This is a genomic window from Erythrobacter sp. JB2-19 (genome assembly GCF_057365005.1).
Window position 1 is genome coordinate 315,414 of record NZ_CP200290.1, and the last position, 26,788, is coordinate 342,201.

Sequence of the window (26,788 nt, forward strand, 5' to 3'; positions counted from 1 at the left end):
CGCGGTTACTGAAAACTGCGGCGCGGCACTTATCGTTCCCGCATCCGATTTTCCAAGCTACAAGATCGGCAATGCAACTCGATGATCTTCTTCTTCGCTACTTTGCCTCGACCAATTTGTCTAACGTGGCGCCAGACACTTTGGCGGCCGGGATCGAGCATTGCCGGGTCGACCTCGGTCTCGAGCAAGACAGGGGCAAGCGCTTTGCACTGTGGTCGTTCTTGCACATGTTCGGGTCCGCCCCCGACCTCGACGTGGCGTTCGACAACGAGGAAGACCGGGAGGCTGCGCGCAACTTCATGGATCTCCTGGCGGCATCGGGAGGCGATGGTGTAGGTTGATTGAAGCGGGGTCACGCGAGCCTTCAGACCCGCACCCGATACCCATCCGGCTTTCTTCGCGAACAGTCCTGAACCAGGTCAGCTGAGGAGCCGCAACCCGTTCCTTTCCGGCCGTGTTGGCAGCTGCGCTGCCTGCCCGCACCACCCGTCATGAACAGGTTCCCCTTAGAGCTTCGCTCCTGCGGTGCAGTCCTCCCATGCCCTGCTTCTTCTGGATGTTCGCAAGCCGGAGATGGTCTCCGGTTTGAGGAACTGAAGGAACTAAGATCATGACCAATATCGCAATCCTCACCGGCCGCATCGCCCGCGATCCGGACACCCGCGAGACCAAGGGCGGCACCAATGTCACCGGGATCACTGTCGTCACCGATCGCCCTGCAAGGGACAAGGACGGGAAGACCTACAAAGACGAGAACGGCTACACCGCAAAAGAAAGCGAATTCCACCGTGTGACCTGCTTCAATGGCCTCGCCAAGACCGTCGGACAGTTCTGCTCCAAGGGCCAGCTGGTTTCCGTCCAAGGCCGCATCCACTACACCCAATGGGAAGACAAGGACGGGGTCACACGCTACGGCACAGAGATCCTCGCCGACAAGGTCGACTTCCTCTCAAGGGGCAATGGCTCCGGCGAGAACGACGAGAACAAGGATGCTCCCGAAATCGACTGATCTCAGCCATCCAGCCGCCCAAGAAAGGGCTCTGTCCAAACGGGACAGGGCCCTTTCTCGTATTCACTTTCAGTGGCTTTGAGCTGTGCGTGATGCGGAGGCTTGCTTTTGAACAAGCCGCTTTATGGCTTCCTCTTCGCCGAGTTTTCCGAGCTCATTTGCAACTTCGGATAGGCCCCTCTTTGAGAAGGTTTCTAACCCCGTTCCAAGAATAACCTGGCCCAGTTCAATGGCAGCCTGTTTCTCGAGTTCTTTCTGACGTTGGTCGAGTGCCAGCCTGTCGGCCTCCAGTTTCTGGAGTGCGGCTACAGCGCTTCGTTTCGATGGCATTGAGGGTACTTCTTTCTTCCCCTCCGATGACCCTCTCCTCGGCTGACGTGCACTATCACCCGCCCTGTAGGAAAGCGATTTTCCCCTTGGTTTTCGCGAACACCTGAGATCGAGCGGAAGGGGGTCTGGCTCACGGACTTTCAAGGATGATGGGCGTACAGCTGGCGCGTCAAGGACGGCGGGGCCCCACCATTTTGCCGTCCCTTCGCTTCGCTGCAGTCCGACAAAATCGTTGCCCCCACCGCCGCTTGGCGGTCGCCCAGCCGGGCGATCCCTGACCCGCCAGCCACACACCCATCTGCCTTCCTCCTGTCGTCTTACCGACAGATATCAGGAGGATTTCATGACTGCGCTTGCATCGATTCAATCAAACTCGAACAGCTACTTCGAAGCACTGGCCACTGCCGAACGGCGGGCCTTGCACAGCTTCTTCGACCAGCACGTCGTGGAAGATAATGACCTAGGATACTTCGCCCTGGACGAGGGTGACTACAACGCCTTGCCGGCGCATCTAGCCAGCCGGGTGGTGCACACGGTGCACGGCGCAATGCTCGACGAGTTCTGAACGTCCGATGGGGCGGGAGCCGGTGACGGTTCCTGCCCCTTTTTTGTGTTCGCTGGTGGAAGAAGAGAGAGTAGTAAGGAGCGGTGCTGGTGACGCGCTCGGTCCCGCACCACCTGCGGCGGCGCTCCTGCGGGCGCGGCGTATTTGGTCCGGGCCCCGCATGCACTCCTGAGCGCCAACGGGTCGAAGCGGCGCGAGGCTGACGGGAGCGACAAACCCCGCTCCCTTATCTCGCACGCGCTTCTTTTGCCGTCAGCTTATCAGGGGTGCGTCTTGGTTGGGATGCTTGCTTCCGAACTGGCGCTTGCGGTTCGCTTCAGCGTCCCGGGCTGTTGCTTTCGCTCGATCGGCACAGATGCCAATGCCCGTTCAAAACCCATTCTCTGTCGTTTCTGGACTTAGACCTCGCAGTGGGAAAACGGTAGCACACCGTACGCAGCGGGGCTGGCAAGTAAGATCATGAAGTTTATCATGAATTTGGCAATGTCCACTTCTGTGCCAGTCGTGTGCCAATGGCTTTATCGACTGTGCCAGAGTGTGCTGAATTCACTTAGCACATTGAATTTCTGTCCTAATTTTCCGGTTTCCTACACCCTATTGCCCGTGCCAGAGTGGCACTTGCTTTCCGAGGAGTGAACCGGGTTCTTTTTAGCAAAAGGAACTTGGATTCATGCAAAGACATCATCGTTTTGTGACCTATGTCACGCCTCTCATTGCCGAGTGGATTAAAGCTCAGGCCGATGAGCGGCGGGTAAGTTCAAGCATCGTGATTGGCGATTGCATTTTTGATGCCTGGCAGCGTGACGCGGAAGCCGATTTGAGGACGCCAGCGACCGATCCGGTTCGCCAGAACATCTTCATCACCGTAGCTTTGGATGCGCTGCTCACGCACCATTCTGTGCCCGATCTGCGCGAGCAGACGGTCGCGGCCTATCAGCGCCGGCTGGAGCGTTTGGGGCTCGTTGCGCCGCGCCCGCAAGGGGGCGGCGATGAAGCATAAACTCGTCAACTTCACTCGCGGAAGCCAGCTCCTTGGGCACTTTGGTTTCATGTTTGCAGCCGGGCTCAAGGGTCCGCTCATCATCACACTGCTGGTGATTCTAGGACTTATCTATTGGGAGGTAACAAGCAGCCTCAATGACCACCAAACCTACCTTGTCTGGATGCACATCTACTCATCCTTTTATGCGTTTATGGAGTTCGATCCTGACAAGCTTGTGAACCTCACCTTGGCTGATGGAAGCATCGTCGCGTTCCCGATCAGCGTAGTCACAGAATACCCGCCCATGAAAGAGGCAATGACCGCATTTGAGGGGGCGGTTGAGGCTGCGCTTGTCACCTCGGCGTGGGGTCTTGTTCCTGCCTTCATTGCCTTTTGGTGGGTTGCTGAACACTTCGGTTGGCGCTCCAAGCAAAGGAAGCATGTGCGCGGCGCATCGCTTGCAAGCCTTGCTGAACTGGAAGCCGAAATCGACGATCACAATCGCCATGAACGCGCCCGCGAATATGGCAGCAATTTGGGATGGAGGTGGCGGCTTGCAGGCAGCAGCGCGCTAGCTTCAGCCGGTCTCTATAGCCCCGCGCACCTTGCAGGCGTGAGCTGGCCCTGGCGTAAAGAGCAAAGCCACACCATGCTGGTCGGCACGACAGGCACGGGCAAAACGGTCGCCCTTTTCGAGCTCCTTTCCGAAATCAGACAAAGAGGCGAACGTGCGGTCATTTTCGACCTGACCGGCGCTTTTATCGAAACCTTCTTCGATCCCGAACGCGATATCATTTTGAACCCATTGGATACACGCTGCCCAAGCTGGAGCGTCTTCGATGATTGCACATCGCGCGCGGAGTTTCATGCAGCAGCGGAGTCGCTTGTGCCCCATGATGGAGGCGGCTCGGAACAGTTTTGGGTGCTCGCTGCGCGAACCCTATTTGTTGAAACATGTATCAAGCTGAAAGAAGCAGGGCGCGGGACCAATGCCGCACTTGCCGATGAATTGATGAATGCAGATCTCTCGGATCTGCACCGCCTGGTAGAGGACACAATGGCTGGACCGATCAGCACGCCGGCCGCTGCTCGCATGGCGGAATCGGTCCGCGCCGTCTTCAATGTGAACGCAAAAGCGATGCAAATGCTGCCTCAATCAGGGGACGCTTTTTCGGTGCGGCAGTGGGTGACTGGCGAAGGTGACCCGGGCTCCTTTTTATTCCTATCCGCTCGCTATGTGGACATGAGCGTGCTCTCGCAATTGCTGACGCTTTGGCTTGATACAGCGATCAACACGCTGATGACGGGTCGCCGGACGCGTGACCTGCAACTGTGGTTTCTGATCGATGAGCTAGGCGCGCTTCACCGCCTGCCGTCGCTCGAAAAAGGTCTGCAGACTGCGCGCAACTTTGGCGGTGCTATCGTCACGGGTGTCCATACCTTCGCGAAGCTCAAGGAGGTCTACGGCGAGAACATGGCAATGACCTTGTCGTCACTTGCCAGGACCAAACTCATCCTTGCGACTGCCGATCGCGAGACCGCCGCATGGTGCTCCGACATTATCGGCCACCGCGAGGTTCGCGAGATGGAAGAAGGGTATAGCTATGGCTATAACAATGCGCGCGATGCGGTCAGTCTGACGCCGCGTCGGCAGGTGGTTCCGCTGCTTTTGCCTGATGAGTTTATGGGCCTTCCCAGCCTTGAGGGCTTCATCAAGTTCCCTGATGGTTTTCCGGCGGCGCCTGTCTCTTTGCAACCCCGAGATTGGCCGCGCCGGGTCGAAGGTTTTATCCCGTGCGAGGATGCCAAAGGACCAACGTCAAAGGCAAAGGCTGAAACTCTCAAGGAAGGCGAGGAGACTTCCAAGGTTACGGCGATTAAGGGCGGAGAGGAAGGAGAAGACGGCGGCGATCCGCGCAAGATGAAGGAAGCCACGGATCGCAAGCGTGAGCCAGCGAAGCGTCCCAAAGCGCAGTCTCGCGCGCGTGACAAGAAGGTAAAGACTGACAAGCGAGAACGTTCGGAGTCTCGCTCTAAGACAACCCTCAAACAAGCTGTTGAAGCCTCGCTCAAAAGCGAAAGAGCAGCCTCTTTAGGCAAAGTACAAGGCGAGCTTCCGCTTGGGGAGCAGCAAGTCGATCACCGTGAATCAGACGCCCTGAAAAAGCCTGCGCCTCGCACTGATCGGCCCGATCCTGACGCCGCGCAGCGTGAAGGTGAGCAGCGAGCAAAGACGGATAAGACGCTTCAAGAAGAGCAGCAGCGCTCGCTCTTGGGCGGCGCGGCACGCGAAGAATATGATCACGATCTCGGCGACTTCGACGCTGAGATGTGATTGCGATGATCGGGGAGGACAGAGGGACTTGAATTGTGTGAGGCCTGCCCATGCTCTCCGTTGCCAATGTCCGCTCGTCCTCCGCAGCGGCCAACTACTTCGCATCCGACAATTATTACGCCAAAGCTGATGCTGATCGCTCAGGCGAATGGCTCGGTGAAGGCGCAAAGCGGCTTGGTCTAGAGGGGAAGGTGGACGCTAAAGCCTTCGACGCTTTGTTGCGCGGTGAGCTCCCCGATGGAACGCAAGTTGGCAACCTTGGGCAGGCCCATAGGCCGGGCACCGACCTTACATTCTCTGTTCCCAAGAGTTGGTCGCTTCTTGCCCTTGTGGGCAAAGATGAGCGTATCATCAGCGCTTATCGTGAGGCGGTTGTCGAAGCGCTTCAATGGGCGGAAAAGAACGCTTCCGAAACCCGCATCATGGCGCAGGGCAAGGTTCAGACCCAAAAGACAGGCAATCTGGCGATTGGGCTTTTTCAGCACGATACCAATCGCAATCAGGAACCCAATCTCCATTTCCACGCCGTGATCGCCAATGTGACACAAGGCAAGGATGGTAAGTGGCGGACGCTCAAGAATGATCGTCTATGGCAGCTCAACACCACGCTCAACTCCATCGCGATGGCGCGCTTCCGAATGGAAGTCGAGAAGCTTGGCTATGAAACCAGACCAACTCTCAAGCATGGCAATTTCGAAGCGCGCGGGATTTCGCGCGAGGATGTCATGGCCTTCTCTTCGCGGCGCCAAGAAGTGCTTGCAGCGAGGCAAGGTCCAGGCCTTGAAGCTGGGCGGATCGCTGCACTTGATACCCGCTCTGCCAAAGCGCCGATCGAGGATCGCGATACGCTTGGAGGCATGTGGCAGGAAACTTCGCAATCCATTGGTCTCGATCTAAATCCCATGGTCGAGCGTGCGCGTGTGCGCTCAGCCATGCCTGAAAAGCCTCATTCGGGTTTCGCGACACTGGTGGAACGGGGCCGAGCTCTGCTTGCCAAGTTTGCGAGCCATGTTCGAGGGGCATCAGAAGATCCGTTGGTGCCGGCCTCGGTGCTTAAACAGGACAAGCAAACGATCGCGGCCGCGCAGGCGGTTGCCTCGGCTGTGCGGCATTTGTCGCAGCGCGAGGCCGCTTTTGAACGCGAAGCGCTCTACAAGGCGGCTTTGGATTTTGGTCTGCCAACGACCATCGGTAAGATCGAAACGAGAACCCGCGCCTTGGTCAATTCTGGTCATCTTGTAGCGGGACGCAGCGAGCATAAGGGCTGGCTCGCATCGCGAGAAGCGATTGAAACCGAGGAGCGCATCATCGCCGCAGTTCAGGCGGGAAAAGGAGAATCCGCGTCTGATCTCAACGCTGAAGAGGCAGAAACCCGCGTGCAGGCCTCAGCCGAGATTGGGCACGGCTTTAGACTGAATGACGGCCAACTTTCGGCTGCGCGCCTTATCTTGACTTCATCGGATCGAACCGTTGCGGTGCAGGGCGTTGCAGGCGCTGGGAAAAGCAGCGTGCTTGGGCCGGTCGCCAAAGTACTGGGGGAAGAGGGACGGCCTGTCATCGGCCTCGCTATCCAGAATACACTTGTCCAAATGCTGGAACGCGACACGGAGATTGAATCGCAGACGCTTGCCCGCTTTCTGGGGGGCTGGAAGTCGCTGCTTGATGATCCCTCTAATCGCAGCCTCAAGGCCGAAGCGAAGCAGGCGCTCGGAGGCAGCGTTCTCATTCTGGATGAAGCTTCGATGGTCGCCAACAACGACAAGGAGAAGCTCGTGGCGCTCGCGAACCTAGCTGGTGTCCATCGCTTGGTGCTTTTGGGCGACCGCAAGCAGCTCGGCGCTGTCGATGCCGGCAAGCCCTTCGCGCTTCTGCAAAAGGCCGGCATCGCGCAGGCCCACATGAACACCAACCTGCGCGCGCGTAATCCTGTTGTTCGCGAAGCCCAAGCCGCTGCGCAGAAAGGTGATGTTCGAACTGCGCTTGCCAAACTTGAGCCCCATACGATCGAAGCCAAAGGCGATGGCGCGATTGTGGCTGCTGAGCAGTGGCTTTCTCTGAAGCCAGAGAACCGAGAGCGCACATCAATCTATGCCTCGGGACGCAGGATCCGCTCAGCTGCCAATGAGGCTGTGCAAACAGGTCTTCTTGCAAGCGGGCAGATTGGGCCGGAGAAAGCTCAGTTGGCTGTGCTTGAGCGCGTGAACACCACTTATGAAGAACTGCGCCATGTTGCAGCTTACCACACCGGCCGCATTCTTGAGGTTTCAAAGAGACAAAAGGCGCTTGGCCTTATGCCGGGACAATACCGCATCTTGGGCAGCGATCCGAAATGCAAAAGGGTCACTTTGGAGAATGCTCGCGGAAAAGAGTTCAGCTTCGATCCTTCGCGGATAAGGGCAGACAAGGCCAATGACAGTCTGGCTCTTTTCAAAGACCGACAGCTTGAAATCCATCGTGGCGACAAAATTCGCTGGACACGAAATGATCACAAGCGCGGGCTGTTTAACGCTGACCAGGCAAAGGTCATTGCCATCGATAAGGGCAAGGTCACTGTTGAGACCTCAAAGGGTGAGCATGTGACGCTTGGAAAGGACGATCCTATGCTGAAGCGCATCGATCTCGCCTACGCGCTAAACGCTCACATGGCGCAGGGCCTCACCTCAGATCGCGGGATTGCTGTTATGGACAGTAGAGAGCGCAATCTATCGAACCAGAAGACGTTTTTGGTAACGGTGACCCGTCTGCGGGATCATCTGACTTTGGTCTTGGACAACACTCAAAAGCTGACTGCCGCTGTTGCTTACAATAAGGGAGAGAAGGCTTCTGCCCTTGAGGCCACATCCCGCTTGCAAGCTGCTGCAGCGAAAGGTGGCGAGATAGAGCGGAGTGAAACAAGCGAGAGAAGTCCCGACAAAGAACTCGAGCACATCAAGAGTAAAGCGCTTGATCGGGGGATCTAATTGCGATTTTGCAGTCCAAATCAGACCACGATGCACTCCGTGATTATTTTTGCAGCAAACAAATTTGCGCGTCGACTTTGGCATGCTCGTAGAGATAATTTTTTCGAGTCGTTCGATTTATCTAGGGTAACTGAGATTCGTATTTTTTATGGCCAGGACGCTATTTCAGTAATGAGTGTTCACCTGAAATGGAAATTGTGTTGGTGCTTTGATCTAACTGTACGAAAGTACCTGCATTCGTTGCTTTTGAAGAAGAAAGATATGGCAGAAGACCCATTCGAGATACCGTTCGGAGACGATGAAGACTTCGACCCGGATTCGCCCGCTGCGGCCATGGCGCGACTGCGAGATCAACTTAGAGCAATTCACCCACAGGCATCGACGATCATCACGGGATATGCCGCACTCGAGCTGGAGGTCGATCAAGTGCTTCGTGAATTTGTGGCAAAGCCTACCAAGCTCCCGCGCCTCAGCATGGAACATCAACTGGGATTGCTGCGAGCCATGTTGGACGATGAGTGGCTTGGCTTCGCGCTCGATGCAATCAGCGCATACGGTGCGCTCCGCAACAGCGTCGCTCATGGTGACGATAGGGAAACGATCGAAAAGAAAATCAGAGCCTTAGGCGCCAAGACCCATGAGATCGGCATACCATTGGAAGACTATAAGAATCTAGGAGTTGTAGCCATGCATCTGGCTTCAGCTCTACATGTCGGCACGGAAATTTTTGAGTGCAGATGCGCGAAGCCATTTTAGGCTGGTCGAGATTTCAGGTGACTTCCTCATCAGTCGCTGTATCCGTTTGCAGTTCTTCAGTCGAATTCGTGTGCGCAGCAATCAGTTCACCCAGATCACTACGTAAGACAAACAACGTGACGCCTATGGCAAGTGTTAATAGAACGGCAAGAGTGACTTTGAGCGCGGTCTGATCCCGCTTAATTTCATGAATACGATCGCTGAGCTTCTTATCCTCATCATCTCGCTTTTTCACCTCGTCCTTTAGGCGCTTGTCAAGCGCATATAGGGTGTCGGTCGCAGCTGATAGATTGCCAATGATGCTTGGTGGTATTCCGGCGCCTCCTGGCTTCGTCTTCTGCTTCTCAGATGGCTCGTCGAGACTAGCGTACCAAACAAGGAAAAGCGGCAGCTTTCGCTGAAGATGGACTGGCGAAGGTCCCGCATTGAAGACGGCAAAGATAAGTGGCCCTTCCCACCCCGGATCGATGTGAAAGCCCGATACGTTGATCAGCCCCTGCATCTTAAACGTGGCCTTCATGGAAATGAATGCCATTGCGTCCGCCGGGACCGAGACTCGTTCTTCTGTCAGAATGAAGGCAAATTGCTCCGGAGGAATCTGAAACGCTTCGTCATCCTTCAGAATGCGCTTCGTGTTTGAGAATACTTCATCAACATGTGGTGTGACGAATATCTCGCGCCCGACACGAAGTGTGATCGCATTACAATCAACCATATCTTTGTCTGAAGGCTCGACTAATGATTTGAGACGCTTTTCGAGCGTCTGACTACTCCAAAACGCCACCTGCGTTTCTCCCTTGCTACGAGTATCAGCACATCTAGCAGGCCCGATTACTTGAGCCAGCGCAAAATCACCGGCTGAAAGCCTTCTTCAAAGGCAGTTTTCCCCCAAGCCATCGCACCCCAGCATCGCAACTCAACAGAGTCGTGTCCGTGCCAAGCCAGCACGAACAGCAGGTTGCACCGCCCCCAAAGTAGAAATTTGCTATTATCATGAAATTATGATTTCATGATAATATGAGCCTGCCCCCTACATTCGAACCAGACGAAGATATTCACCTCCAGATCCAGGTTCCCGCTGTGACCCGACACGATCTTGGGCAGCGGTCGCTGGACGCTCGAGAGCCGATCAGGATGGTCGTGCTGCGCGCCTTGGACGCGTATGGGGTTGCTGTTCCGAAAGAAGCGATTGTCGATCGCAGGAAGATACGATGATGGCAGAAGCGTTCGAGCACCTTACGATCGATGGTTATGCCCGGCAGGCTGCGGCGACAGACCAGCGGTCCTCTACAGCCGAGCTCGGGTTTCACCTTTTGGGCCTGGTCGGAGAAACGGGCACCCTGCTCAGTGAGGCGAAGAAGAAGCAGCGCGATGAAGCATCCTACCTCGGATATGCTGAGGCCGTGGCCGAGGAACTTGGCGACGTTCTCTGGTACTTGGCCGCGATCGCTCGGCGAAGCCATCTGTCACTCGCGGACATAGCTCTTTCCGCACTGAGCGGGGATCGTCGCCGTGAAGACCTTTCACCGGTCTCGATCACCTTTCATGACCTGCAGCCCGCCACAATGGAGTTCTCAAAGGCCCCGATGCCACGCTTTGAGCAGACCCTTCTCATGCTTGCTAGCAAGGTCGGTGATCTCATTACTTCGTTCGTTAACTCAGAGCTTGAAAATGACCAGCCGCGTGTGCGCGATCATCTCGTAAGTGTTGCGGAGAAGCTCATCGAAGCAAGCACTGAATCCGGTATTACGATGGAAGCGGCCGCAGCGAAAAATCTTCACAAGATCTTTGACCGATGGCCGCAAGAACGCCGGTATCCCGACGCATTCGACGAAGGTTTCGAGCTAGAAGAACGGCTGCCTCGAACCATGACTATCGACATCTATGAGCGTGAAGTCCGCGGCAAAACATTCGTCTATCAAAGATCCAATCACATCTATGTCGGCGATCGTCTTACCGACAATGCGGTGGAACCCGACGACTATCGCTTCCACGATGTCTTCCACTACGCCTACGTCGCCGTTTTAGGCTGGTCGCCCGTTATGCGGGCCTTGTTTCGTCTGAAACGTAAGAGCGATCCATTGCTCGATGAAGCTCAGGACGGTGCGAGAGCAATCCTGATCGAAGAGGGTCTTACGTCCTGGTTGTTCACACAAGCTCAACAACTTCGCTTCTTCGACAAGGTCGAGCGCGGTGGATTGCCACTGGATTTGTTGAAGCAGGTCAGGGCTTTCGTGAGCGGCTATGAGGCAGAGCAATGCCCCTTATGGCTTTGGGAAGAAGCGATCTTGCAAGGCTATTCTGCGTTTCGATTTCTACAGGAGAAAAGGCGCGCACGCCTCACAATCGATTTCGAACAAAGAGAGCTGCAAGTAGCAGAGTTGCCAGCATGACCCCAGCAATGTTCATTGATCGCTTGGCTGGTCTGGAGCTCCCGGCAACCTTCAACCCATGGCACGACAGATGCGCGGAGTTCGATAGAAGCGATGCCGCTGCAAGGCGGCGCCGAAATCTGCAGAATATGCTCGAGGCAGCAATTGATCATGGCGCTGAGACAATGTGGATCGCGCGCGATCTCGGATACCGCGGAGGGAGACGTACTGGGATCCCGCTTACCGACGAGGTCCATTTGCGCGATGCCGCTGCTCTGATGGGCGATATTAAGCTTGAGAAAGCAACCCAAGGTCCCGTGGTGGCAGAGCGTACAGCCGCGGTTGTGTGGCAAGTTTTGCGATCTATCAGTTCACCTGTCGTGCTCTGGAACGTGTTTCCATATCACCCGCACGAAGAAGGCAAATCGATGTCGAACCGATGTCACACTCGTGCTGAGCGGGAGATGACTTGGTCGCTCCTCGAGGACCTCATTGCGATGATCAATCCTCGTGAAATCATCGCAATTGGGCGCGATGCACAGATGGCTTTGTCTGCACTAGACAAGAATGTGATCCCGATCCGCCATCCAAGCTATGGCGGGCAACGAGAATTCATAAGCGGGATACACCATTTCTATGGCTTAACCGAGAGCCAAGGGACGCAATCCCAGGATCAACAGCTTCCTCTTGAGGCCTACGCAGCGTCTGCAAATTGCGCGTTGGCCTGATCACACCTATCGATCAGATCAGCGAGGTCGCGACGATTCCAAGCCCCCTCCCGGTATCAACCTCGGCATGGGTTGAAATGATGGTCAACTGACCGACTTCGACACCTGCCTCATCAGCGATAAACTTCATCAGTTGCCCGAGCCCGATGAGGTTTCCCAGCAGCTTCTCGATGTAAAAATGATTACGGTACATTGCAGTCATTGAGAGCTTCCGCTGGCCCACCGGTCCTATCAGTTTGAGGCTCACAAAGCTGAGGCATTGGCCGCCGAAAGACGCATTATCGACATCGCGAGCAGGGTCAAACACGAGCAGCTCGAACCGATTGAGTGCTTTGACCGAAGGATTACGAATCCGCTCAACAATATCCCAGATCTGGTTGATCGATGATCCATCGGGTTGCGGGAGATCTGTCATCCTCTCGAAGTAGTAGCCTGACCAACGCTTCTTTCCTCTGACGAGAGGAAGCACCTTGTTGTGGAATCGTTTGAAAAACGTTGGCGCACCGTACCGACGATAGAGGCCAGCGGGGAAGATCGTGTTCGAGACCGTCTGAATGCGTTTTTTGTCATGCGTTTTGAGAAAGTCATCGACCGTGGACACGACCGGATCGGACAGGCTGGTTCGCGCCACAGGATCGACTACATCGATAATGACATTGTGTGCTTCATGCCCCTTCGCTCCTTCGACAGTGCGGACTGCTTCGAGCCAAGCGCTGGCGCAATCAGCTTGTGGTGGAATTGGTTGGTACATCAGGTTCCTCCAAGAGACGGGCGGCTGCGAACAACCGGTGCGTCAAATATTCTTCGCTTAGCCATGCGTGCCCGTCGTCCCCCCATGTGGAGCCCCAGCTGTTGCGAACAAGAAAAACGGTTTGGGCATCCACTTGGCCGTGACCGACGGCGATTACTGCATGCCGCATCGCCGGATCAGGCAACTCACCCGGAGGCGCAGCAACGAAACCACCATCACCCGGACTAAAAAAGGACTGTGACAGGGTCATCAGGATGAGTATCGGCACGCTATTCTCGAGCGCAGCCCTGACGGCTGTCATGTCGAGCACTTGCATGGCTCCGTCCCGGCGGAAGCATGGATCCAATGATGCCGGGGGCTTGCAATCCTCAAGGCTTGCCGGGTTTTTGGTCTGATAGGGCCAGTCCGTCTCGGCGGGCTGGCCATCGAGACGAAGGGCCTCAAGCATGGCTGGCAATGTAGCTCCGCTTGATGGAGGTCGGCCGGCTCGCTTTTGCGCTCCATAGAACAGGTACTCGCAAGACAGAGGCAACCAATCGGGCCGAAGACTGGCGTGCGTGTCGCTCGCCGCGAATGCGAGACAAGTGGGGCGTGCCCCCTGATCGCGGGCAGGTCCAAACGTCGACCTTAGGTCGGTCTTGATCGATAATTCTGAACTCATGCGGCCTGAAGCAGGTGTCGGCGCTCAGCACGCGACAATCCCTGTTGCTCTGGTCCAGTGAAGTCGAAATCGAATGTTAGATCGGTGTGAAGCGTTCCAGGGTCCCATGGGCGCTTTTCAGCAAGAGACACGGTGCCTCGCTCCGGGCTGGCCGCCGCAGTAACGCGGCGCATGACCGAAGCTCCAACGCCCTCGGTATCATGTGTTTCTCGTTCATCCCTGACCACGGCGAAGCCGCTAGCCTTGAGTTGATCAAGGTCCCACAAATATCCGCCGCCACTTCTTTCTTCGAGTGACAAAACGAAATGATCGTGGTGACTTCCATCAATCCTCGTACCCGCATCTTTTTCAGTAAGGAGCCAGACATCTCCCCGATAGTTCTCGGGAGTGTAGTCATTAAGCAGAGCAGCCTTGAGATCGCGCCGACGTCTTGCCAGCAACCGATCCTGCACATCGCGCGAAACAATCCGGTAGCGATGAAGCGTTCGGGCTGTTGCCTCATAGCTTGCACCCAGTCGAAGTGAGAGCTGGTAGACTACGGCAGGCTCTGCGAGATCTGGAGCGGTCCACCCTTGTCGCTGACAATGCGAATGGATGAGCCACTTCGGCATCATAAACGCGATCGCGAATGCGTCTGCTTCGGTCTCTTGGAATTCGCTTGTTGGTTCGGGAGAGTTCGGCGTTCGCCTCAATATGTTCTCATCGTCTAGACTGGGCTTGTGACCCATCCGAAAGTGACCGAGCTCGTGGGCTGCAGTAAAACGCTGAACACTCATCGGCCGCTGTGTCGTCACCAGCACTCCCGGCGAGGGCTCGTTCAGATAGGCGCCAAGTAGGCCGTTCAGGGGGCGTAGCAAAAGTGGAAGATGGAGCGCGTGTATCGCGGCGAACACATCGACATGGCCGCCCAGGCTTGCAACCTCGTCTCTTGTGCCAAGCTCACGATGAAGTCGGCCAGCTTCCATCGTTCCCGCACGCACTGCGCTTGCATAGTCTTGCGCCATCAGTCGGCTCCGTCCCCGTTTGAACGCATACGCAGATAGTCCGCGAACTTCCCGAGCTCGGCTCGGTCCTCGACAGACAAATCCGCTACGCGGCGAGCAAGATGGGCAACATCGGCCGGAAGTCCTGCCGAGGCATCATCTTCACCAGTGAAGTAAGCCACAGACTGTCGATAAAGCTTCGCAAGGCGTGTCAGTTCAATCGCCTCCACACGGCGTTGCCCGTTCTCTATATCGGTCAGCGCTGTTCGCGGAATCTTGAGATATCTCGCGACTTCTTCCTGCTTGAGGCCGAGATATTTGCGCGCCTCTTTCAAGCGTTCGCCAAGCTGTTTCCGCTCAAGCTCGTCGTCGGCGCGGCTAAATGACGCGTCAGTCATTTCTTCGCCCCCTTGTTCCACTTCTTGTTCCACACTCGTTCGATCCTCGGAAGCATGTGATCCAGCGCTTCCTTGATCGAATCGTACCCACCCGTGCGTACGATGCTCTCGCGTGGCGGGAAGCCCAGGACCGGTTCAATCGAACACAGCGTGTCGACTACAGTAAGAGAATCCAAGGGAACTGGAGCCTTCGCGATCCCCGCAGGGTCGGAGGGCAGCTTAATGCCGTGCAGTCCTGCTTCGTTTTCCGCCACATCCGTCAGCTCAGCGACCAAGATTTTGAGTATGTCCGCTTTCGGAAACGCTTTCGTCTTTGGAATTGGGGGCGCAGTCGTCGCCATGCATCACCTGTTCGTTGCTCGCAGTATGCATAATGTTGGAATATCCGACATTCAAGAGGAAAAATGATGGATTTGTGGACCGTTTCCGTTTGTGGCCCGGTCTTGGCGTATACGTAGGATCAGGGAGCGCAGGTCTCTAAGCGCACTATTTGCGTCCGAAATTTGCATACATTTTTCGGACACACTGTATCGACAATGTCCGAAATTGTGCTACATATTTCGGACATGAATGCTGATATCTCACCTTTGAAAGCGCAGATTCTCGAGCGCATCGCAACCCAGCCGGGGAACGCGGTCTGGACGCCATCTGACTTCCTCGAGCTCGCTAACCGTGATGCAATCGACAAAAGCCTTCAGCGGCTGGTGAACGCTGGAGAGCTGCGCAGGATCGACCGGGGATTATACGATCGGCCGAAAATCAACAGTCTTACCAAAGAAAAAGTGCGCCCGACCCTCGACAAGTTGTCGAGGCGGTGGCGCGTCGAGACCAAATACGCGTGCTCGTCGATGGAATGACAGCAGCCAACGACCTTGGTCTAACCAATGCAGTGCCGGCGAAAATTGTCGTGCACAGCGAGGCAAGGTCCAAGACAATCAAGCTCGGCAATCTCACCATCGTGTTCAAACAGACTGCCGCCAGCAAACTCTACTGGGCTGGCCGCCCAGCCATGCGGATTGTCCAGGCCTTGCACTGGCTTCGCGACACGATGCTAGGTGATGATGTCAAAAACTGGCGCGAGAGAGTGACCAGTATTCTCACGGATCCCGTTCATGGGAAGAAGCTGCGAGCCGACCTGGCAGATGGCTTCGCTACTCTACCTGCCTGGATGCAGGACTTTTTACGTCCATTGCTGCACGATCAGGCACCATTATCGTGAACTCTGCTTTCGATGAAATTCTGCGTACCGATGCAGAAACGCGCAACGGGCTATACGCAGCAACTGCCCAAAGGCTCGGTACAACGCCGCAGAACGTCGAAAAAGACCTCTGGGTTTGCTGGACGCTTGATGCACTATTCAACGGAATTGGCGAAGGGCCTCGGCTACTTTTCAAAGGCGGCACCTCTCTGTCCAAGGCATTCGGTCTGATCGAACGCTTCTCCGAGGACATCGATGTGACTGTCTTCCGCGATGATCTGGGCCATTCAGCGTCAGTTGAAGAGCTCGAAACGTTGAGTGGTAACAAGCGCAGAGCCGCGCTCGACCAAATGCGTGAGGCCTGTGAAGCCTATATCAACGGGCCACTATTGGAACGCCTTGACGAACTCTGCGCTGAAACCGGCACCAGAACAGGGATCGAGAAAGGTGCGCTACGGGTGGAGCCTGATCCTCACGATCGACAAACCCTGTTGTTGATCTATCCCAGTGCGACGCCCACTGATGACTACATCGCGAAGTCGGTGAAGATCGAATCAGGCGCAAAGTCAGCCCTCGATCCCAATTCGCTACAAACCCTCACACCTTATGTGGATGTCGATGTTCCGGACATCGATCTCTCCGTACCGAACGTGACCGTAGTCGATGCTGGGCGTACGTTCTGGGACAAGGTGGTCATCCTTCACGGTCTGCGGCGCTGGTATGAGAACCGGGGGCAATTGCGAGGCAACGGGCAACGTGTCTCACGCCACTATTACGATGTGTTTCGTTTGCTCCAGTCCGACGCAGGCCTAGCAGCGCTGAAAGACCCGGCTCTCGGTGAAGACTGTGTCGCTCACGCCCGCATGTTCTTCAATCGACCGCCATTCGATCTAGCCTCGGCCCGCCCGCCAACCTTCGCCTTGTGTCCCGAGGAAGGAATGATTGATGATCTGCGGCAGGATTATCAGGCAATGAGTGTCATGATTTTCGGTGATGCGCCTGCATTCGACGAAGTTATTGAAGCCGTCGCCGACTTGCAAAACCGTTTGAACGGGCGAACATGACAGGCTTCCTCGACCGCCTGTTCGGAAAACGCTCGCCTGAGCGCAAAGGGGGAAGCAAGCGCTCAGGTGCAAGGCTCGATATCGACGAATACAGCCACGGTCTTGTCAGCATCGCACAACTCGACTTCATAGGTCATCATGCCAAGTCACCCAACGGAAGTTACCGGCTGATCTGGGCAGACAGAACACCTGACGGCTCGCGAGGTGGGAACCGAGAAAGCGGGCACGGTTCGTGGTCACTGCTTCTTCACGATCAGATCGTCAAATCTGGCAAACTTGAGCGACCACAAGAGGGAAAAGTCGCCGATGATGGCGTTTTCATTCTCCATGATTGTATGTTTGGAAACGGATTACAGAGCCGTTTCACCGCCTATGACCGCGATGGGCAGCAGCTCATTAATCAGCACTTCGCAGCCAACCTTATGAGCAATAGCCTCTCTCCTGATGGGCGCTATGCGATCTGCCAAACAGCTAATGCACCTGGAAGTGATGACAGCTGTCGGTACATGCTGTTTGACCTTGAAGCCCGACACGAGATGGCAAGATGGGAAGTCGAGACTGGTTGGGCTGAGGGCTATGATTGGGATACTGGCGCGGAAAAAGTAATCATTTGCCTGAAAGATGGAGAGCGGGTCGCTTACGATTTTGCTGGTTCTATGATCGACCGTGACGGTTGGCAGAGAGCTCGGATCGCATCTGGCGATCTGGGCGTGATCAAAGACCTGCTGGCATCGCAAGAACCCCTTTCAGAAGGAGCGCGAACGGAAATCAAAGCTGGTCTCGAACGTGCAGCGCGCGAAGGTGAGCTATGGGGTCAGGCTCGTGCGTACCGCCTTTTGGGTGAAATGTATGAAGCTGAGGGTAAGCGTGAGAAGGCGATCACGGCCTATGATGAGGCGCTAACACTAGACCCTAAGGTCGGTGTCGCAAGACGCGCTGACAAGCTTCGAAAACAAATGGGTCAGGGCGAGGCGAAACCTGCGCGCAGAAAACAAAGCCGTTTCGAAAAACAAGCGCAGAGGCTTGGTATCGAGCATGATGTAATCGTCCTTGAGAAGGGTGACGGAAAGGACTGGAGGCTACAGGCAGCCCATCAATGGTCCTCGGTCGAGTTTGCTTCACTGGAACACTATCGCAATTTGGGCTGGAGCGGAGCTGCTTCCGAAGGCGGTTTAATCTTGACTTTGCTCAAGGCGGCATCGTTTCCAAGGCTCGATCCACGCAACGCCGACACCTTTGTCGAAGCATTGTATGCGCAAAACGTTGCGTTTGATGAGGACCGTTTCGACAAGGGAGATCTGATCGCGGCGGTTTCACAAGCGACGCGTTCTCAGATCGAAACCAACTGGAAGATCATCTCTGCGAGCGCTGGGAGAACCCCAGCATTCTACCCCACCGTCCATGCAGAGCACGTGCTCGGCCTGTTCGAAACCCTCGGGACTGAACGTCTAGCGAGGATTGCTGAGGTCTTCGCAAATGCCCCATACGATTTCAGATCCGGCTGGCCTGATTTGACTTTGTGGAAGGATAATCTGGCCCGTTTTGTCGAAGTGAAAGCGCCATCCGATAGCTTTCACGCTAGTCAGGCTCGACTTATCTCCAAGCTGCTGCTGCCACTTGGATTTGACGTTGCATTGGCCGAAGTTCGGCCAAGCCCATAAGTACGGTCAATTGCCGAGAAGATGTACCGCTTCAAGCTGTTTGCGGATAGGCATGACTAAAGAGCTCTCCCAAACCATATGACCCGGCCGATCACCTCAACTCCTTCACGATCGACATCATTCCATGAAGGATAGGCGGGATTGTCACTGGAAATTGTAATCTGTTTCGCGCCGGGCTTGATGGCGATGCGCTTTACGACCAACGTATCGTCGGAGCGCAGCACATAGATGCCATCCCGCAGCCTTGCGCCATGATCGGACGCATCGACCAGAACCTCATCGCCATCGCTAAGTGTGGGCTCCATCGAGATCTCCCAGAACGCTTACGATTGAAAGGCTGGCGCCCTTAGCGCCGGTCAATCTCCTGAGCCATTTCTCGTCAAACCCAAAGCGCGTGTAACTGGTCTCATTCGATGCAATAGCGCCGAAGCCGGCTGAGGCATCCACGTCCAGAACGGGAACTTCGATCATTCCATCCATTGGTGTTTGAGCAGGACCACCGAGCCTTTGTTCATCGACCCCAAAGAAGCTTGCAAGTGTCTTGCGATCCTCGGGGTCAAGGATACGAGGCGATCCGCGCTTTATGAATTGCTGGATATAGCTTGGATTACGTCCAAGCAGCCTCGAAACCGCCGCGTAGCCGTATCCGCCCTGGGTGATCAGCCTCTCAAGTTCCTCTCTTACATGTTCCATTTGTGTGGTCCTTCAGGATTGATCGTAGGATTTCTTCCTAGACTCGCGGAAATCATCCTAGTAAGAACATAACAAGAACACAAGGGATTTGCGAGTCGGAGTGAGAAAGGTATGACGCTGCTGGAACGGATCGAAAGGCATCTGAAAGACAACCATATTTCTGCAACGCGTTTTGGTAGGCGAGCCGTGGGCGATCCCCGTTTTGTGCTCGATTTGAGGATGGGGCGCAGACCACGCCGAAGAACCATTGAGCGACTCAATGCCTATTTGAATACACCTGAAAGCAGGCGTCCTTCGATCTCCCCGCAGCATTGCGCCAAAGACCCGAACGGTTTGACCAAAAGACCCTAAGTCCAGAAGGTGACCGACCAGATTTTGAGCTTCGTACAACTTGGCTTACACTCTCGTCTTGAAAGCAGAGGGGGCTTTGGTTTCTGGCGAAAGGACGCTGACTTATGAGCAATTCCGACAAAACTCCGCCGGAGAGCAAAGGCGATTGGGAAGGCTTTCGCGAAATCGACCGCGCTATCGCTGAGGATCGCCTGACATCCTACACTTGGAAGAAGACTTGGGCTGATCCTTGGGGACGTTTGAAGCTCATCGTAATCTTCTTGGGCCTGTCCGCATTTGTTGCGTTCGTGATTGTGCACGACATGATCCTCTAAGGACAGCTACCACTCCTTCACATTATCGGCTGCCTCTGCAGACGCGCCTTGTGCGTCTCGCGTGGTCCGATTGAGTGATCCTCTTCTTTGCACAATGCCTCGAGAGCCCTCGCTTTGTCTCTGACTAACGTCGTCTGCGATCTCTTCTCTGCCATTTGACGGATCCCCCAATGAGCTTGGCACGCTGCCAAGACGAACAGAACCGCGAACACCGCCTGCGCTTCCAACATTGGGCCGCGCCACCGGCGCTCCATCAGGTAGGACAAGTTCGCTCGCGATCTCGTCATTGAGGCCATCAGCGTAGCTTTCAACAAAGCGAGATTGCAGTTGTTGCCCTTGCGCGCTCATCTGGAAGTCGATGTCATCAAAGCGAGCTTGGCCGTAATAATCGCGATTGGCATCGATCTCAGCCATGCCCCATTCGCGGTAGGCCTGACTTAGATTCAAGGTTCCGGCTGCATTGGTGCTTTCATACCAGCTGGCCTGGCTCTCCAACCTATTGGCTATCTCTTCTGCCCGCCGTGCTTCGAGCGTGTAGCTTTGCGCTTCAGTCAGTGAGGTTGTGACACCGGCGGCGCTGCTCGAGACAAGCGCTTCTGAGCTTGAACTCGTTTCGCGCAGGAAACCTTCTCTCGAGTTTGACCAGTTCTGGCTTTCTGAAATTTGGCTCAACGCACTTTCGATACGCGAACGATCTTCCGAGGCGATCCCGATATCGCTGTCGGTCCAGCTTTGATTGCGTCCGCCCTTGACGCCTACACCGGCTGATCCAGCGCCTCTTTCTCCCTTTACACCAAGAGCTCCATCGCCATTCAGGAACCATGAGACCGTGATGTCGTCCGATGCCCGGCGTGATAGGCCAAATTGCTGCTGGAGTGTGTTCGATGCATTATCGAGTTCGCTGAAGGTTCTGCCAATGCTGTCATTGCTTGATGTTCCGCTGACCGTCTCATTCGAGCGAGAACGGGTGTACGCATCGCGCAGCTCGCTGAATCGCGTAACCGCCGAGCTCGTCGATTGCTGAGCGAGATTGGAGAAGGTCTCGCTCTGGCTACGGCTCTCGCTCGCCATGGTCGAAAGTCGGCTAGAAAAATCCTGTCCAAGTGTTGGGGTATAGGGATAGCTCGAAGTGGGCACGTTGGCGAAGTCCGCTTGCGGGAAGCTGGTTGTCTGGGTGCCGTTCTCGCCGATGCCCCGCGTTTGGGCGGCTCCATAAGCGATGTTTGGCGCGAGGCTGCCTTGCGCAAATTGGCGGGAGAAGACGCTCGAATTGTCGAGATTGGTGTTACCAAGTGAGACGTTGCCCGTGCTCGCTTCGCGCGCTGCCTCTTCGGCCGCGTTCTGGCTGGGATTGAGATAGCTTGTGGCTTGGCCCGAAATGGCCATCGCGCCGCGCGCAACCCCGCCTGCGAGGAAGGGGATCGAGGCGACAAGATACCCGGCAAGAATACCAATATCGTTGTTGACGTCGGTCATGCCAGAGAAGGTTGCAAGGCTAAGGCCGCTAGTGCCGCTTGCGGCTGCAACATCGCCTGCGCCTTTCAGCATCAAGATCATGTGGAGGATGACGAAGAGCGGTCCCCAGGCAGCGAGGTAGAAAAAGCCGGTCACATAGCCTCTCAGCGCAATCGGCCCGGTCCTTGGCATTAGGAAAAGCGGGAAGAGAACTGGAAACAGCGCGTAGAATACCACCGTCAGCACGACATTGAGGATCGGCACCCATTTCATCGCGTTATGGGCGATCGAAGAATAGGTTCGTTCGGTCTGGATATCGGCTCGGGTCTGGGCAAACACATCAACACTTGAAGCGCCGCTTGATCCGGCAAAGCCATGCATGGCCTGATTCATCGCGTTGATCGTCAGCACCTGGCGAAAGATGCTGCTCGCATCCTTCGAAATGCCTGTCAGATATTGGTAAGCGACGGGTAAGTCCGCGATGAGCTTGGCCTTGGCTAGCGCTTCGGTTTGCCTCGGATAGAGCTGGCGGCCGGCAACAAGCGTCATCTCATCGATCATGCTCGCCCATTGGCCAGATAGGCTTGTGTAGGCCTCACGGCAGGTGACGATATTGGCTGTGACGCTGTCATCACCTTGGCGGGTCAGGAACTTCTGCGCGCGCGCCGGGCTACCCGGCGCTATCGTTGCCCAGATGTCATCGCTTCCTGAGAGCTCTTTCATTGAATAGCGGCCAAGCAGCAGATCGTAGAACACGCATTGGCGCACATGCTCATCGAAGTTCGCGGCAAATTCAGGATCAGCGATGCGCAGGCTCCGCGTCGCCTCGAGGAGGCGCGCGCCGTAAATCATACCGTTCTTGGAATAGTTGAGATCATCGGGCAGCCCGAACACGGTCTCAGCCGAACGTGTCAGGTAATCGCCAATCTGGCTGGTGAAGCTCGCCATAAGTGCAAGGCCGAGCGGAACATTGGCGACAGTCGCAGGAGCCAGGCTGGGATTGACGCGGTCTGTCACCTGCACATCCATGCGCGGCACCATCAGGCACATATAGATGAGTGTCGCTCCCAAGAACCAGTTGAGCCAAGCGCGCCAATTCTGATTGAATGCAACGACTATAACCGCCAGCGTCATAGCCATAACGAGCGCCACCTGAATCAGGCTCTTGTAGCCTCCGGCACCTGTCCATGCGGCTACGGCGTTCAGGACATTGACGATGTATTCGCCACCTCCGGTGGTGAAGATCTCGACCATTATCTTTACCTCAAGGCACGATCGAGCGCGATTGAAGGCCGCGCGACCAGTCGAGCGCCGCCGACATCGACGGCGACATCGAAGCGGCGAGCGCGCTTTCGATCATCGCTGTCTTCTCGATGATCTGCATGATCGCAGAGACTTTGGCTTGGCCTGTCGCTTGCCGCTGGATGAGACTGCTACGCACTTCGGTCACTTGTCCGCGCCATATCGCCAACTTGGCTTCGTCAGCGGCAATAAAGCTCGCCATCGAACGGCCAGCTTCCGACACGATGCGGTCAAGGATTGCGTAGAGCAGGTCGACACTCGCAATCTCAGCCAGCGTATCGCGGTCATCGGTCGGCATCCCGCGCCCATAGGCGGCTTGAACAGTTAATATCTTGTAGAGCGGGATCGAGGCGACCTGAAGCAGCTCCTTCTCGGCATTCCCGATGGCCGTGTCCGTCCGGATCGCATCGACCATATTGCCAATGAGCTGCGCCACCCGTGGTCGGATCGCCTTGGCGTTTGACAGGCTCATCTGCTGGAAGCTTGGATTGAGGCACAGATCGGTTTCATCACAGCGGAAGACGCGCACGCTTTGGCCTTGGGTTCCATCAAGCAGCGCGCTCACCAGCGTCGAAGACGCATCGCCAGCGAAGGGCACAAACTTGCCCGGCTCGTCATCCTTGGGCGGGACGTAGATCACCGTGCCGATCAGCGTCATGGCGTATTCGGCGAGTTCGCGGTCGAAAGTGCCGCTGGGGTTGAAGAAGGCGCTCTCTTTAAGGACGTGCCACGTGTAGTTGCGCGCTACGCCGGGATTGACGTCGGCATAGTCAGTACCGGCGCTTTCATTGGTGGAAGCGCGCTGGCCTCGCGTGCCGCAGCCATGCTTGGCAGCGGCATAGTCGGTGAAGATGCCTTCAGAATTTCCGATCGCTTCGCAGATTGCTTTGTCGGCCAAATCGCCTTTGGGCCAGAGCCCTCCCACCAGCCCCTGCGCCATCTCGCAGGAATTGATCGAGAGATTGTTCATGAGCTGAGCCTTCTGGCTAAACTCCTGCATGATCTTATTGCATTCAGGGCAGACGGTATCGATCGCCAAGCTGAAGGCGAAGCCGACTGCATTGTTGGCCACTGCCTTCATCAGCGCGACCATCTCGCTTGCATTGATAAAGGAAAAAGAGCCGGCAAAGATATCGATCCCGCCGCACCCCGCACGCGCTCTGGGCAATTGCAAATTGGCGATATTGGTCGTCTTTTGCGGAAATCGCGTCCACACATTGCCCAGACTATAGTAGCCCGCAGACTGGCCTTCGAAGGCGGTCGGACCGGTAACGTTTGCCGCCGCGCCCATGTCATCCATAAAACGATCCATGCTGTCGCCGACATTTGCCGCGAGAGGCGAGGCTATCATGCTGGCAGCAGCAAGGCCGAGCGCAGCGTTTCTGATGCTAGTAATCATGTCCGGCTTCCTTTGAGGTGAGGAGATAGATGCGGTCTTGCAGCTCATCAGCGGACAGCACACCGTATCCGATCGGGATCGGCCGTTTGGCCTCGCTGTCCCACAGGACCAAAGCGGGCGTTGCTTTGGTCTCAAGGCCCATCCGCTCTCTTTGATTGGTTTCGACCCTGTAGTCGGGGAAGTGCCTTGACGGCCCGCCATCGGTTGAGATCGCGCGTACGGTGATCCCCCAGCGGCTGGCGACGCCTTTCACGATCGGGCTCATCACTTCGCACGGGCCACAAGTGGCGCTAAAGAAATAGAATAAGCCATAACGCTCCGAGAGCCTGCCCATCACGGTGTCGCGTTCTGCTGCCCGCACATCCTGCCACTGTTTCTTGGCGACCGCACCGACAGGACGCTGCAGCGTGTAATCGAGTTCGGGATCCTGCCAGATGGCCCGCTGCCAGACGTCGGAGAAGAGCGAAGCACGATCGAGCTGCGCGCGCTGGAAGCGGATGTACGCTGCGACATTGTCTCTCGTCGGATAGAGGATCGCGCGCGCTTTCAACTCGCGCAGCTCGCTGGTAATTGCTTCCAATTCTTGGGCGGCTGGTATCGCCTCCTGCTCCGGTTCTACCTCTTGCTGTGGCTCGTTTTTGGGGATCGGATTGGCGCAATAGAACCAATAGCCGAGCTTGCGCTCCTGGCAGTAGAGCGTGTCTGCTGCAGTGCTTCTCTCGGTGCTCTCAACTCGCTGTGCGCTTGCTGGCACTGCGCTCAAGACTGCCGAGATGAGGATTAGCGCAAGCCGTGATGCTATGCTCATCATTGACCGCCCCTTGCGTAATAGTCGTCGATCTTTTGCTGGATGAGGATGCTCGTTTCGAGCTCATCGGGGAGGCGCGCCGCTTCGGTGAATTCGGCATAGACTTCGCTGAAATCCATGAGGCTCAAATCAAGCTGCGCAAACTCGTCGAGGGTAAATCCTTCGCACTGCTCGTGCTTGGGCTTGTCCCATGGTTTGGGGAGCTGTTTGCGACCCTGTTCCTGCAAGATGCGCGAGAGCTTACTTTCAAAGCAGCAATAGGCTTTCTTCTTGGTCAGGCAGACACCGAGGAATTTCTTCGAACAATAGGTCCCGACATAGGCACAAAGCCCCTGCGCATCGCGTTCATGGAGCAGCACTTCCTCGCGGTCGCAGCCAAGCGCGACCAGCAAGCTGATGCCGGGGATCAGCGGAAAGCCTTTGCCCTTGCAGCAATTGAGCACGCCAAAGACTTTGGAAGAGCAGGTGTTTCGGGTCCCACGGAATAGCGTCAGCGTATTGGGATCGAACTGCCCACGCGCCTCATCCATTGCATTGAGCGCGGTGACCGCATCTTTGAACTCATCATTGGGCGTGCGCTCAATGGTCTCGCAGCTTCCATCGATGCAATAGACATCGCCATCGCAGACGAACTGGGGTGAGTTCTCGGTTTCTGGAATCGGGCATTCGTAGATGCGCTCCCAGGTCTCACAGGGAAGCTCCTCTGTGATACATTCTTCGCGCACAAAGCGGCAGGTGCCGAGCGCTTCGACATCCGAGCAATCGCTTGCCGCTTCGCGTGATGTGCAAGTGTAGCTTCGCTCCCATTCCCAGCAGCTCCGGGTGACAGCCACTCCATCAACAATTCGGGTTCGCGGGCTCTCATCGGTGCAGATTTCCGCATCGAGTGTGCAATCTCCATCCTCCGCAAAAGGCTGGCACTGGGTTTCATCTGGAGCGGCGTCGCCCGTGCTTTGCGTGGTGATCGCATAGGGCGTGTAGCGCGAGTCAGGCGCGTCGCAGGAAATCTCAGCGATAGGATCGCCCGGTTCAGAGCAGTAACGGTTAAAGCCGTTATCCCACCACTGCAGACATGGGCCTGGTCGATAGCCGGTGATGCGGCACAAGCCGCTGTTAAATGTAGAGCACCATGGGAGACCTTGTTGGATGCCAGTATCGTTGCAGAGATAGTGCCATTGCTGGCGCTGGGTCACGCTTGCGACTAGCGGGACAGAGCATTGCCCCTGGGCTTGCTCGACCCGTGTGCCTGTGTTGCATGTTGCTGTGTAAGTGCCAGCGGACCCGGAGCCAGGCGGCAAGGGGACGCATTCGCCTTGACTGCCCGAGATCGACATACCGCTGGTGTAATCAAGCGGTGCCTTATTGATTGCCAAGCTGCGGGCAATCACCGCTTCAATGTCATCGCTTTCAAACCGAGCGCGATTGGCCATGCTATCGCGCACCAATCGATGGCCTTGATGATTGCGCGATGCGGCCGTCGCCGTTCCCTCGATCTGGTCAGGATTGTCAGCAAGCCGCTCGAGATTTCGCACGGCGTTGCGGTCAAAATTGGGAAGCTCGGATGCGTTCGGCTCACTTTTGCTTGCAGCTTGCGCTTCACCGCGCAGGCTCTCGCCAAAGGCTTTGCCATCGCTTCTGGCCTCCTGCTGCTGAGCCGAGGCCGGAACCGCGAGCAAAGACAGAGCAAACAATAGCGCTTTCATGCCTTGGAGC

27 protein-coding genes and 1 pseudogene are annotated in these 26,788 nt (G+C 56.0%); 16 read left to right on the plus strand and 12 right to left on the minus strand.

What is annotated here, in order from left to right:
- Positions 1-71 precede the first annotated feature (71 nt).
- Entirely contained in the window at positions 72-341 is a 270-nt protein-coding gene (locus AC0V6O_RS01560; RefSeq protein WP_298336024.1) for a hypothetical protein, read from the plus strand.
- A gap of 269 nt (positions 342-610) precedes the next feature.
- Entirely contained in the window at positions 611-1,009 is a 399-nt protein-coding gene (locus AC0V6O_RS01565) for a single-stranded DNA-binding protein (protein ID WP_298336026.1), read from the plus strand.
- Positions 1,010-1,078: 69 nt separating this feature from the next.
- Here AC0V6O_RS01565 and AC0V6O_RS01570 read toward each other — a convergent pair whose 3' ends face one another.
- Positions 1,079-1,339, minus strand: coding sequence for a DUF6437 family protein (locus tag AC0V6O_RS01570; RefSeq protein WP_472677710.1), 261 nt, complete (start codon positions 1,337-1,339; stop codon positions 1,079-1,081).
- A 343-nt stretch (positions 1,340-1,682) separates the two neighbouring features.
- On the opposite strand from AC0V6O_RS01570, the gene AC0V6O_RS01575 reads away from it, so the two are divergent.
- The 5 genes from AC0V6O_RS01575 to AC0V6O_RS01595 all read left to right on the plus strand — a co-directional run bounded on the left by AC0V6O_RS01575 (position 1,683) and on the right by AC0V6O_RS01595 (position 8,937).
- On the plus strand, positions 1,683-1,904 hold the full coding sequence (locus AC0V6O_RS01575; protein WP_298336030.1) for a hypothetical protein: 222 nt from the start codon (positions 1,683-1,685) through the stop codon (positions 1,902-1,904).
- Positions 1,905-2,574: 670 nt separating this feature from the next.
- A complete protein-coding gene (locus AC0V6O_RS01580; RefSeq protein ID WP_486141205.1) occupies positions 2,575-2,904 on the plus strand; it encodes a hypothetical protein in 330 nt (109 codons plus the stop codon).
- The gene (locus tag AC0V6O_RS01585) at positions 2,894-5,221 is read left to right on the plus strand and encodes a type IV secretion system DNA-binding domain-containing protein (RefSeq protein ID WP_486141206.1); all 2,328 of its coding nucleotides are present in this window, start codon (positions 2,894-2,896) and stop codon (positions 5,219-5,221) included. The genes AC0V6O_RS01580 and AC0V6O_RS01585 overlap by 11 nt, the downstream gene beginning before the upstream one ends.
- 50 nt (positions 5,222-5,271) lie before the next feature.
- Entirely contained in the window at positions 5,272-8,181 is a 2,910-nt protein-coding gene (mobF, locus tag AC0V6O_RS01590; RefSeq protein WP_486141207.1) for a MobF family relaxase, read from the plus strand.
- 39 nt (positions 8,182-8,220) lie between these two features.
- Positions 8,221-8,937, plus strand: coding sequence for a hypothetical protein (locus AC0V6O_RS01595; protein ID WP_486141208.1), 717 nt, complete (start codon positions 8,221-8,223; stop codon positions 8,935-8,937).
- A gap of 13 nt (positions 8,938-8,950) precedes the next feature.
- Here the strand turns inward: AC0V6O_RS01595 and AC0V6O_RS01600 are convergent, their stop codons facing one another.
- Positions 8,951-9,721: a dCTP deaminase domain-containing protein gene (locus AC0V6O_RS01600; protein ID WP_486141209.1), complete on the minus strand. Its 771-nt coding sequence runs from the start codon at positions 9,719-9,721 to the stop codon at positions 8,951-8,953.
- A gap of 233 nt (positions 9,722-9,954) precedes the next feature.
- Here AC0V6O_RS01600 and AC0V6O_RS01605 point away from each other — a divergent pair, with 233 nt between their 5' ends.
- The 3 genes from AC0V6O_RS01605 (at position 9,955) to AC0V6O_RS01615 (ending at position 12,037) form a co-directional block, all read left to right on the plus strand.
- Entirely contained in the window at positions 9,955-10,152 is a 198-nt protein-coding gene (locus AC0V6O_RS01605) for a hypothetical protein (RefSeq protein WP_486141210.1), read from the plus strand.
- Entirely contained in the window at positions 10,149-11,330 is a 1,182-nt protein-coding gene (locus AC0V6O_RS01610) for a pyrophosphatase (protein ID WP_486141211.1), read from the plus strand. Before AC0V6O_RS01605 ends, AC0V6O_RS01610 begins: the two co-directional genes overlap by 4 nt.
- A gap of 257 nt (positions 11,331-11,587) precedes the next feature.
- Positions 11,588-12,037, plus strand: a complete 450-nt coding sequence (locus AC0V6O_RS01615) for a uracil-DNA glycosylase (protein WP_486141212.1) — start codon at positions 11,588-11,590, stop codon at positions 12,035-12,037.
- A gap of 13 nt (positions 12,038-12,050) precedes the next feature.
- Here AC0V6O_RS01615 and AC0V6O_RS01620 read toward each other — a convergent pair whose 3' ends face one another.
- From AC0V6O_RS01620 to AC0V6O_RS01640, 5 genes are read right to left on the minus strand one after another with little or no spacing between them, the layout of a single operon-like run.
- The gene (locus tag AC0V6O_RS01620) at positions 12,051-12,788 is read right to left on the minus strand and encodes a thymidylate synthase family protein (protein ID WP_486141213.1); all 738 of its coding nucleotides are present in this window, start codon (positions 12,786-12,788) and stop codon (positions 12,051-12,053) included.
- On the minus strand, positions 12,760-13,449 hold the full coding sequence (locus AC0V6O_RS01625) for a C1 family peptidase (protein WP_486141214.1): 690 nt from the start codon (positions 13,447-13,449) through the stop codon (positions 12,760-12,762). Before AC0V6O_RS01625 ends, AC0V6O_RS01620 begins: the two co-directional genes overlap by 29 nt.
- Positions 13,446-14,453 carry an ImmA/IrrE family metallo-endopeptidase gene (locus AC0V6O_RS01630; protein WP_486141215.1) on the minus strand — a complete coding sequence of 336 codons (1,008 nt, stop codon included), beginning with the start codon at positions 14,451-14,453 and terminating at the stop codon, positions 13,446-13,448. The genes AC0V6O_RS01625 and AC0V6O_RS01630 overlap by 4 nt, the downstream gene beginning before the upstream one ends.
- Positions 14,453-14,830 (minus strand): helix-turn-helix domain-containing protein, encoded by a 378-nt coding sequence (locus tag AC0V6O_RS01635; RefSeq protein ID WP_298300427.1) that lies wholly within the window; start codon positions 14,828-14,830, stop codon positions 14,453-14,455. The genes AC0V6O_RS01630 and AC0V6O_RS01635 overlap by 1 nt, the downstream gene beginning before the upstream one ends.
- Positions 14,827-15,171 (minus strand): hypothetical protein, encoded by a 345-nt coding sequence (locus AC0V6O_RS01640; RefSeq protein WP_298300432.1) that lies wholly within the window; start codon positions 15,169-15,171, stop codon positions 14,827-14,829. The genes AC0V6O_RS01635 and AC0V6O_RS01640 overlap by 4 nt, the downstream gene beginning before the upstream one ends.
- A gap of 195 nt (positions 15,172-15,366) precedes the next feature.
- On the opposite strand from AC0V6O_RS01640, the gene AC0V6O_RS01645 reads away from it, so the two are divergent.
- Genes AC0V6O_RS01645 through AC0V6O_RS01660 form a run of 4 tightly spaced genes read left to right on the plus strand, consistent with a single transcriptional unit; the run spans position 15,367 to position 18,753 of the window.
- On the plus strand, positions 15,367-15,687 hold the full coding sequence (locus AC0V6O_RS01645) for a DUF6088 family protein (protein ID WP_486141216.1): 321 nt from the start codon (positions 15,367-15,369) through the stop codon (positions 15,685-15,687).
- A complete protein-coding gene (locus AC0V6O_RS01650; RefSeq protein WP_486141217.1) occupies positions 15,669-16,049 on the plus strand; it encodes a DUF6088 family protein in 381 nt (126 codons plus the stop codon). Before AC0V6O_RS01645 ends, AC0V6O_RS01650 begins: the two co-directional genes overlap by 19 nt.
- Positions 16,046-17,092, plus strand: a complete 1,047-nt coding sequence (locus AC0V6O_RS01655) for a nucleotidyl transferase AbiEii/AbiGii toxin family protein (RefSeq protein WP_486141218.1) — start codon at positions 16,046-16,048, stop codon at positions 17,090-17,092. The genes AC0V6O_RS01650 and AC0V6O_RS01655 overlap by 4 nt, the downstream gene beginning before the upstream one ends.
- Positions 17,089-18,753: a VRR-NUC domain-containing protein gene (locus AC0V6O_RS01660; protein WP_486141219.1), complete on the plus strand. Its 1,665-nt coding sequence runs from the start codon at positions 17,089-17,091 to the stop codon at positions 18,751-18,753. Before AC0V6O_RS01655 ends, AC0V6O_RS01660 begins: the two co-directional genes overlap by 4 nt.
- 56 nt (positions 18,754-18,809) lie before the next feature.
- On the opposite strand, the pseudogene AC0V6O_RS01665 reads toward AC0V6O_RS01660, so the two are convergent.
- Positions 18,810-19,446, minus strand: a pseudogene (locus AC0V6O_RS01665) (S24 family peptidase).
- Positions 19,447-19,557: 111 nt separating this feature from the next.
- On the opposite strand from AC0V6O_RS01665, the gene AC0V6O_RS01670 reads away from it, so the two are divergent.
- Both AC0V6O_RS01670 and AC0V6O_RS01675 read left to right on the plus strand, forming a co-directional pair.
- The gene (locus tag AC0V6O_RS01670) at positions 19,558-19,797 is read left to right on the plus strand and encodes a hypothetical protein (protein WP_379553783.1); all 240 of its coding nucleotides are present in this window, start codon (positions 19,558-19,560) and stop codon (positions 19,795-19,797) included.
- A 104-nt stretch (positions 19,798-19,901) separates the two neighbouring features.
- Positions 19,902-20,111: a hypothetical protein gene (locus tag AC0V6O_RS01675; protein ID WP_486141220.1), complete on the plus strand. Its 210-nt coding sequence runs from the start codon at positions 19,902-19,904 to the stop codon at positions 20,109-20,111.
- A gap of 6 nt (positions 20,112-20,117) precedes the next feature.
- Here the strand turns inward: AC0V6O_RS01675 and AC0V6O_RS01680 are convergent, their stop codons facing one another.
- From AC0V6O_RS01680 to AC0V6O_RS01695, 4 genes are read right to left on the minus strand one after another with little or no spacing between them, the layout of a single operon-like run.
- On the minus strand, positions 20,118-22,820 hold the full coding sequence (locus AC0V6O_RS01680) for a conjugal transfer protein TraG N-terminal domain-containing protein (protein WP_486141221.1): 2,703 nt from the start codon (positions 22,818-22,820) through the stop codon (positions 20,118-20,120).
- A gap of 10 nt (positions 22,821-22,830) precedes the next feature.
- The gene (locus AC0V6O_RS01685) at positions 22,831-24,267 is read right to left on the minus strand and encodes a conjugal transfer protein TraH (protein ID WP_486141222.1); all 1,437 of its coding nucleotides are present in this window, start codon (positions 24,265-24,267) and stop codon (positions 22,831-22,833) included.
- Complete coding sequence (locus AC0V6O_RS01690) at positions 24,257-25,075, minus strand: conjugal transfer protein TraF (protein ID WP_486145454.1); 819 nt, start codon at positions 25,073-25,075, stop codon at positions 24,257-24,259. The genes AC0V6O_RS01685 and AC0V6O_RS01690 overlap by 11 nt, the downstream gene beginning before the upstream one ends.
- Positions 25,075-26,778, minus strand: coding sequence for a conjugal transfer protein TraN (locus AC0V6O_RS01695; RefSeq protein ID WP_486145456.1), 1,704 nt, complete (start codon positions 26,776-26,778; stop codon positions 25,075-25,077). The genes AC0V6O_RS01690 and AC0V6O_RS01695 overlap by 1 nt, the downstream gene beginning before the upstream one ends.
- Positions 26,779-26,788: the final 10 nt, after the last annotated feature.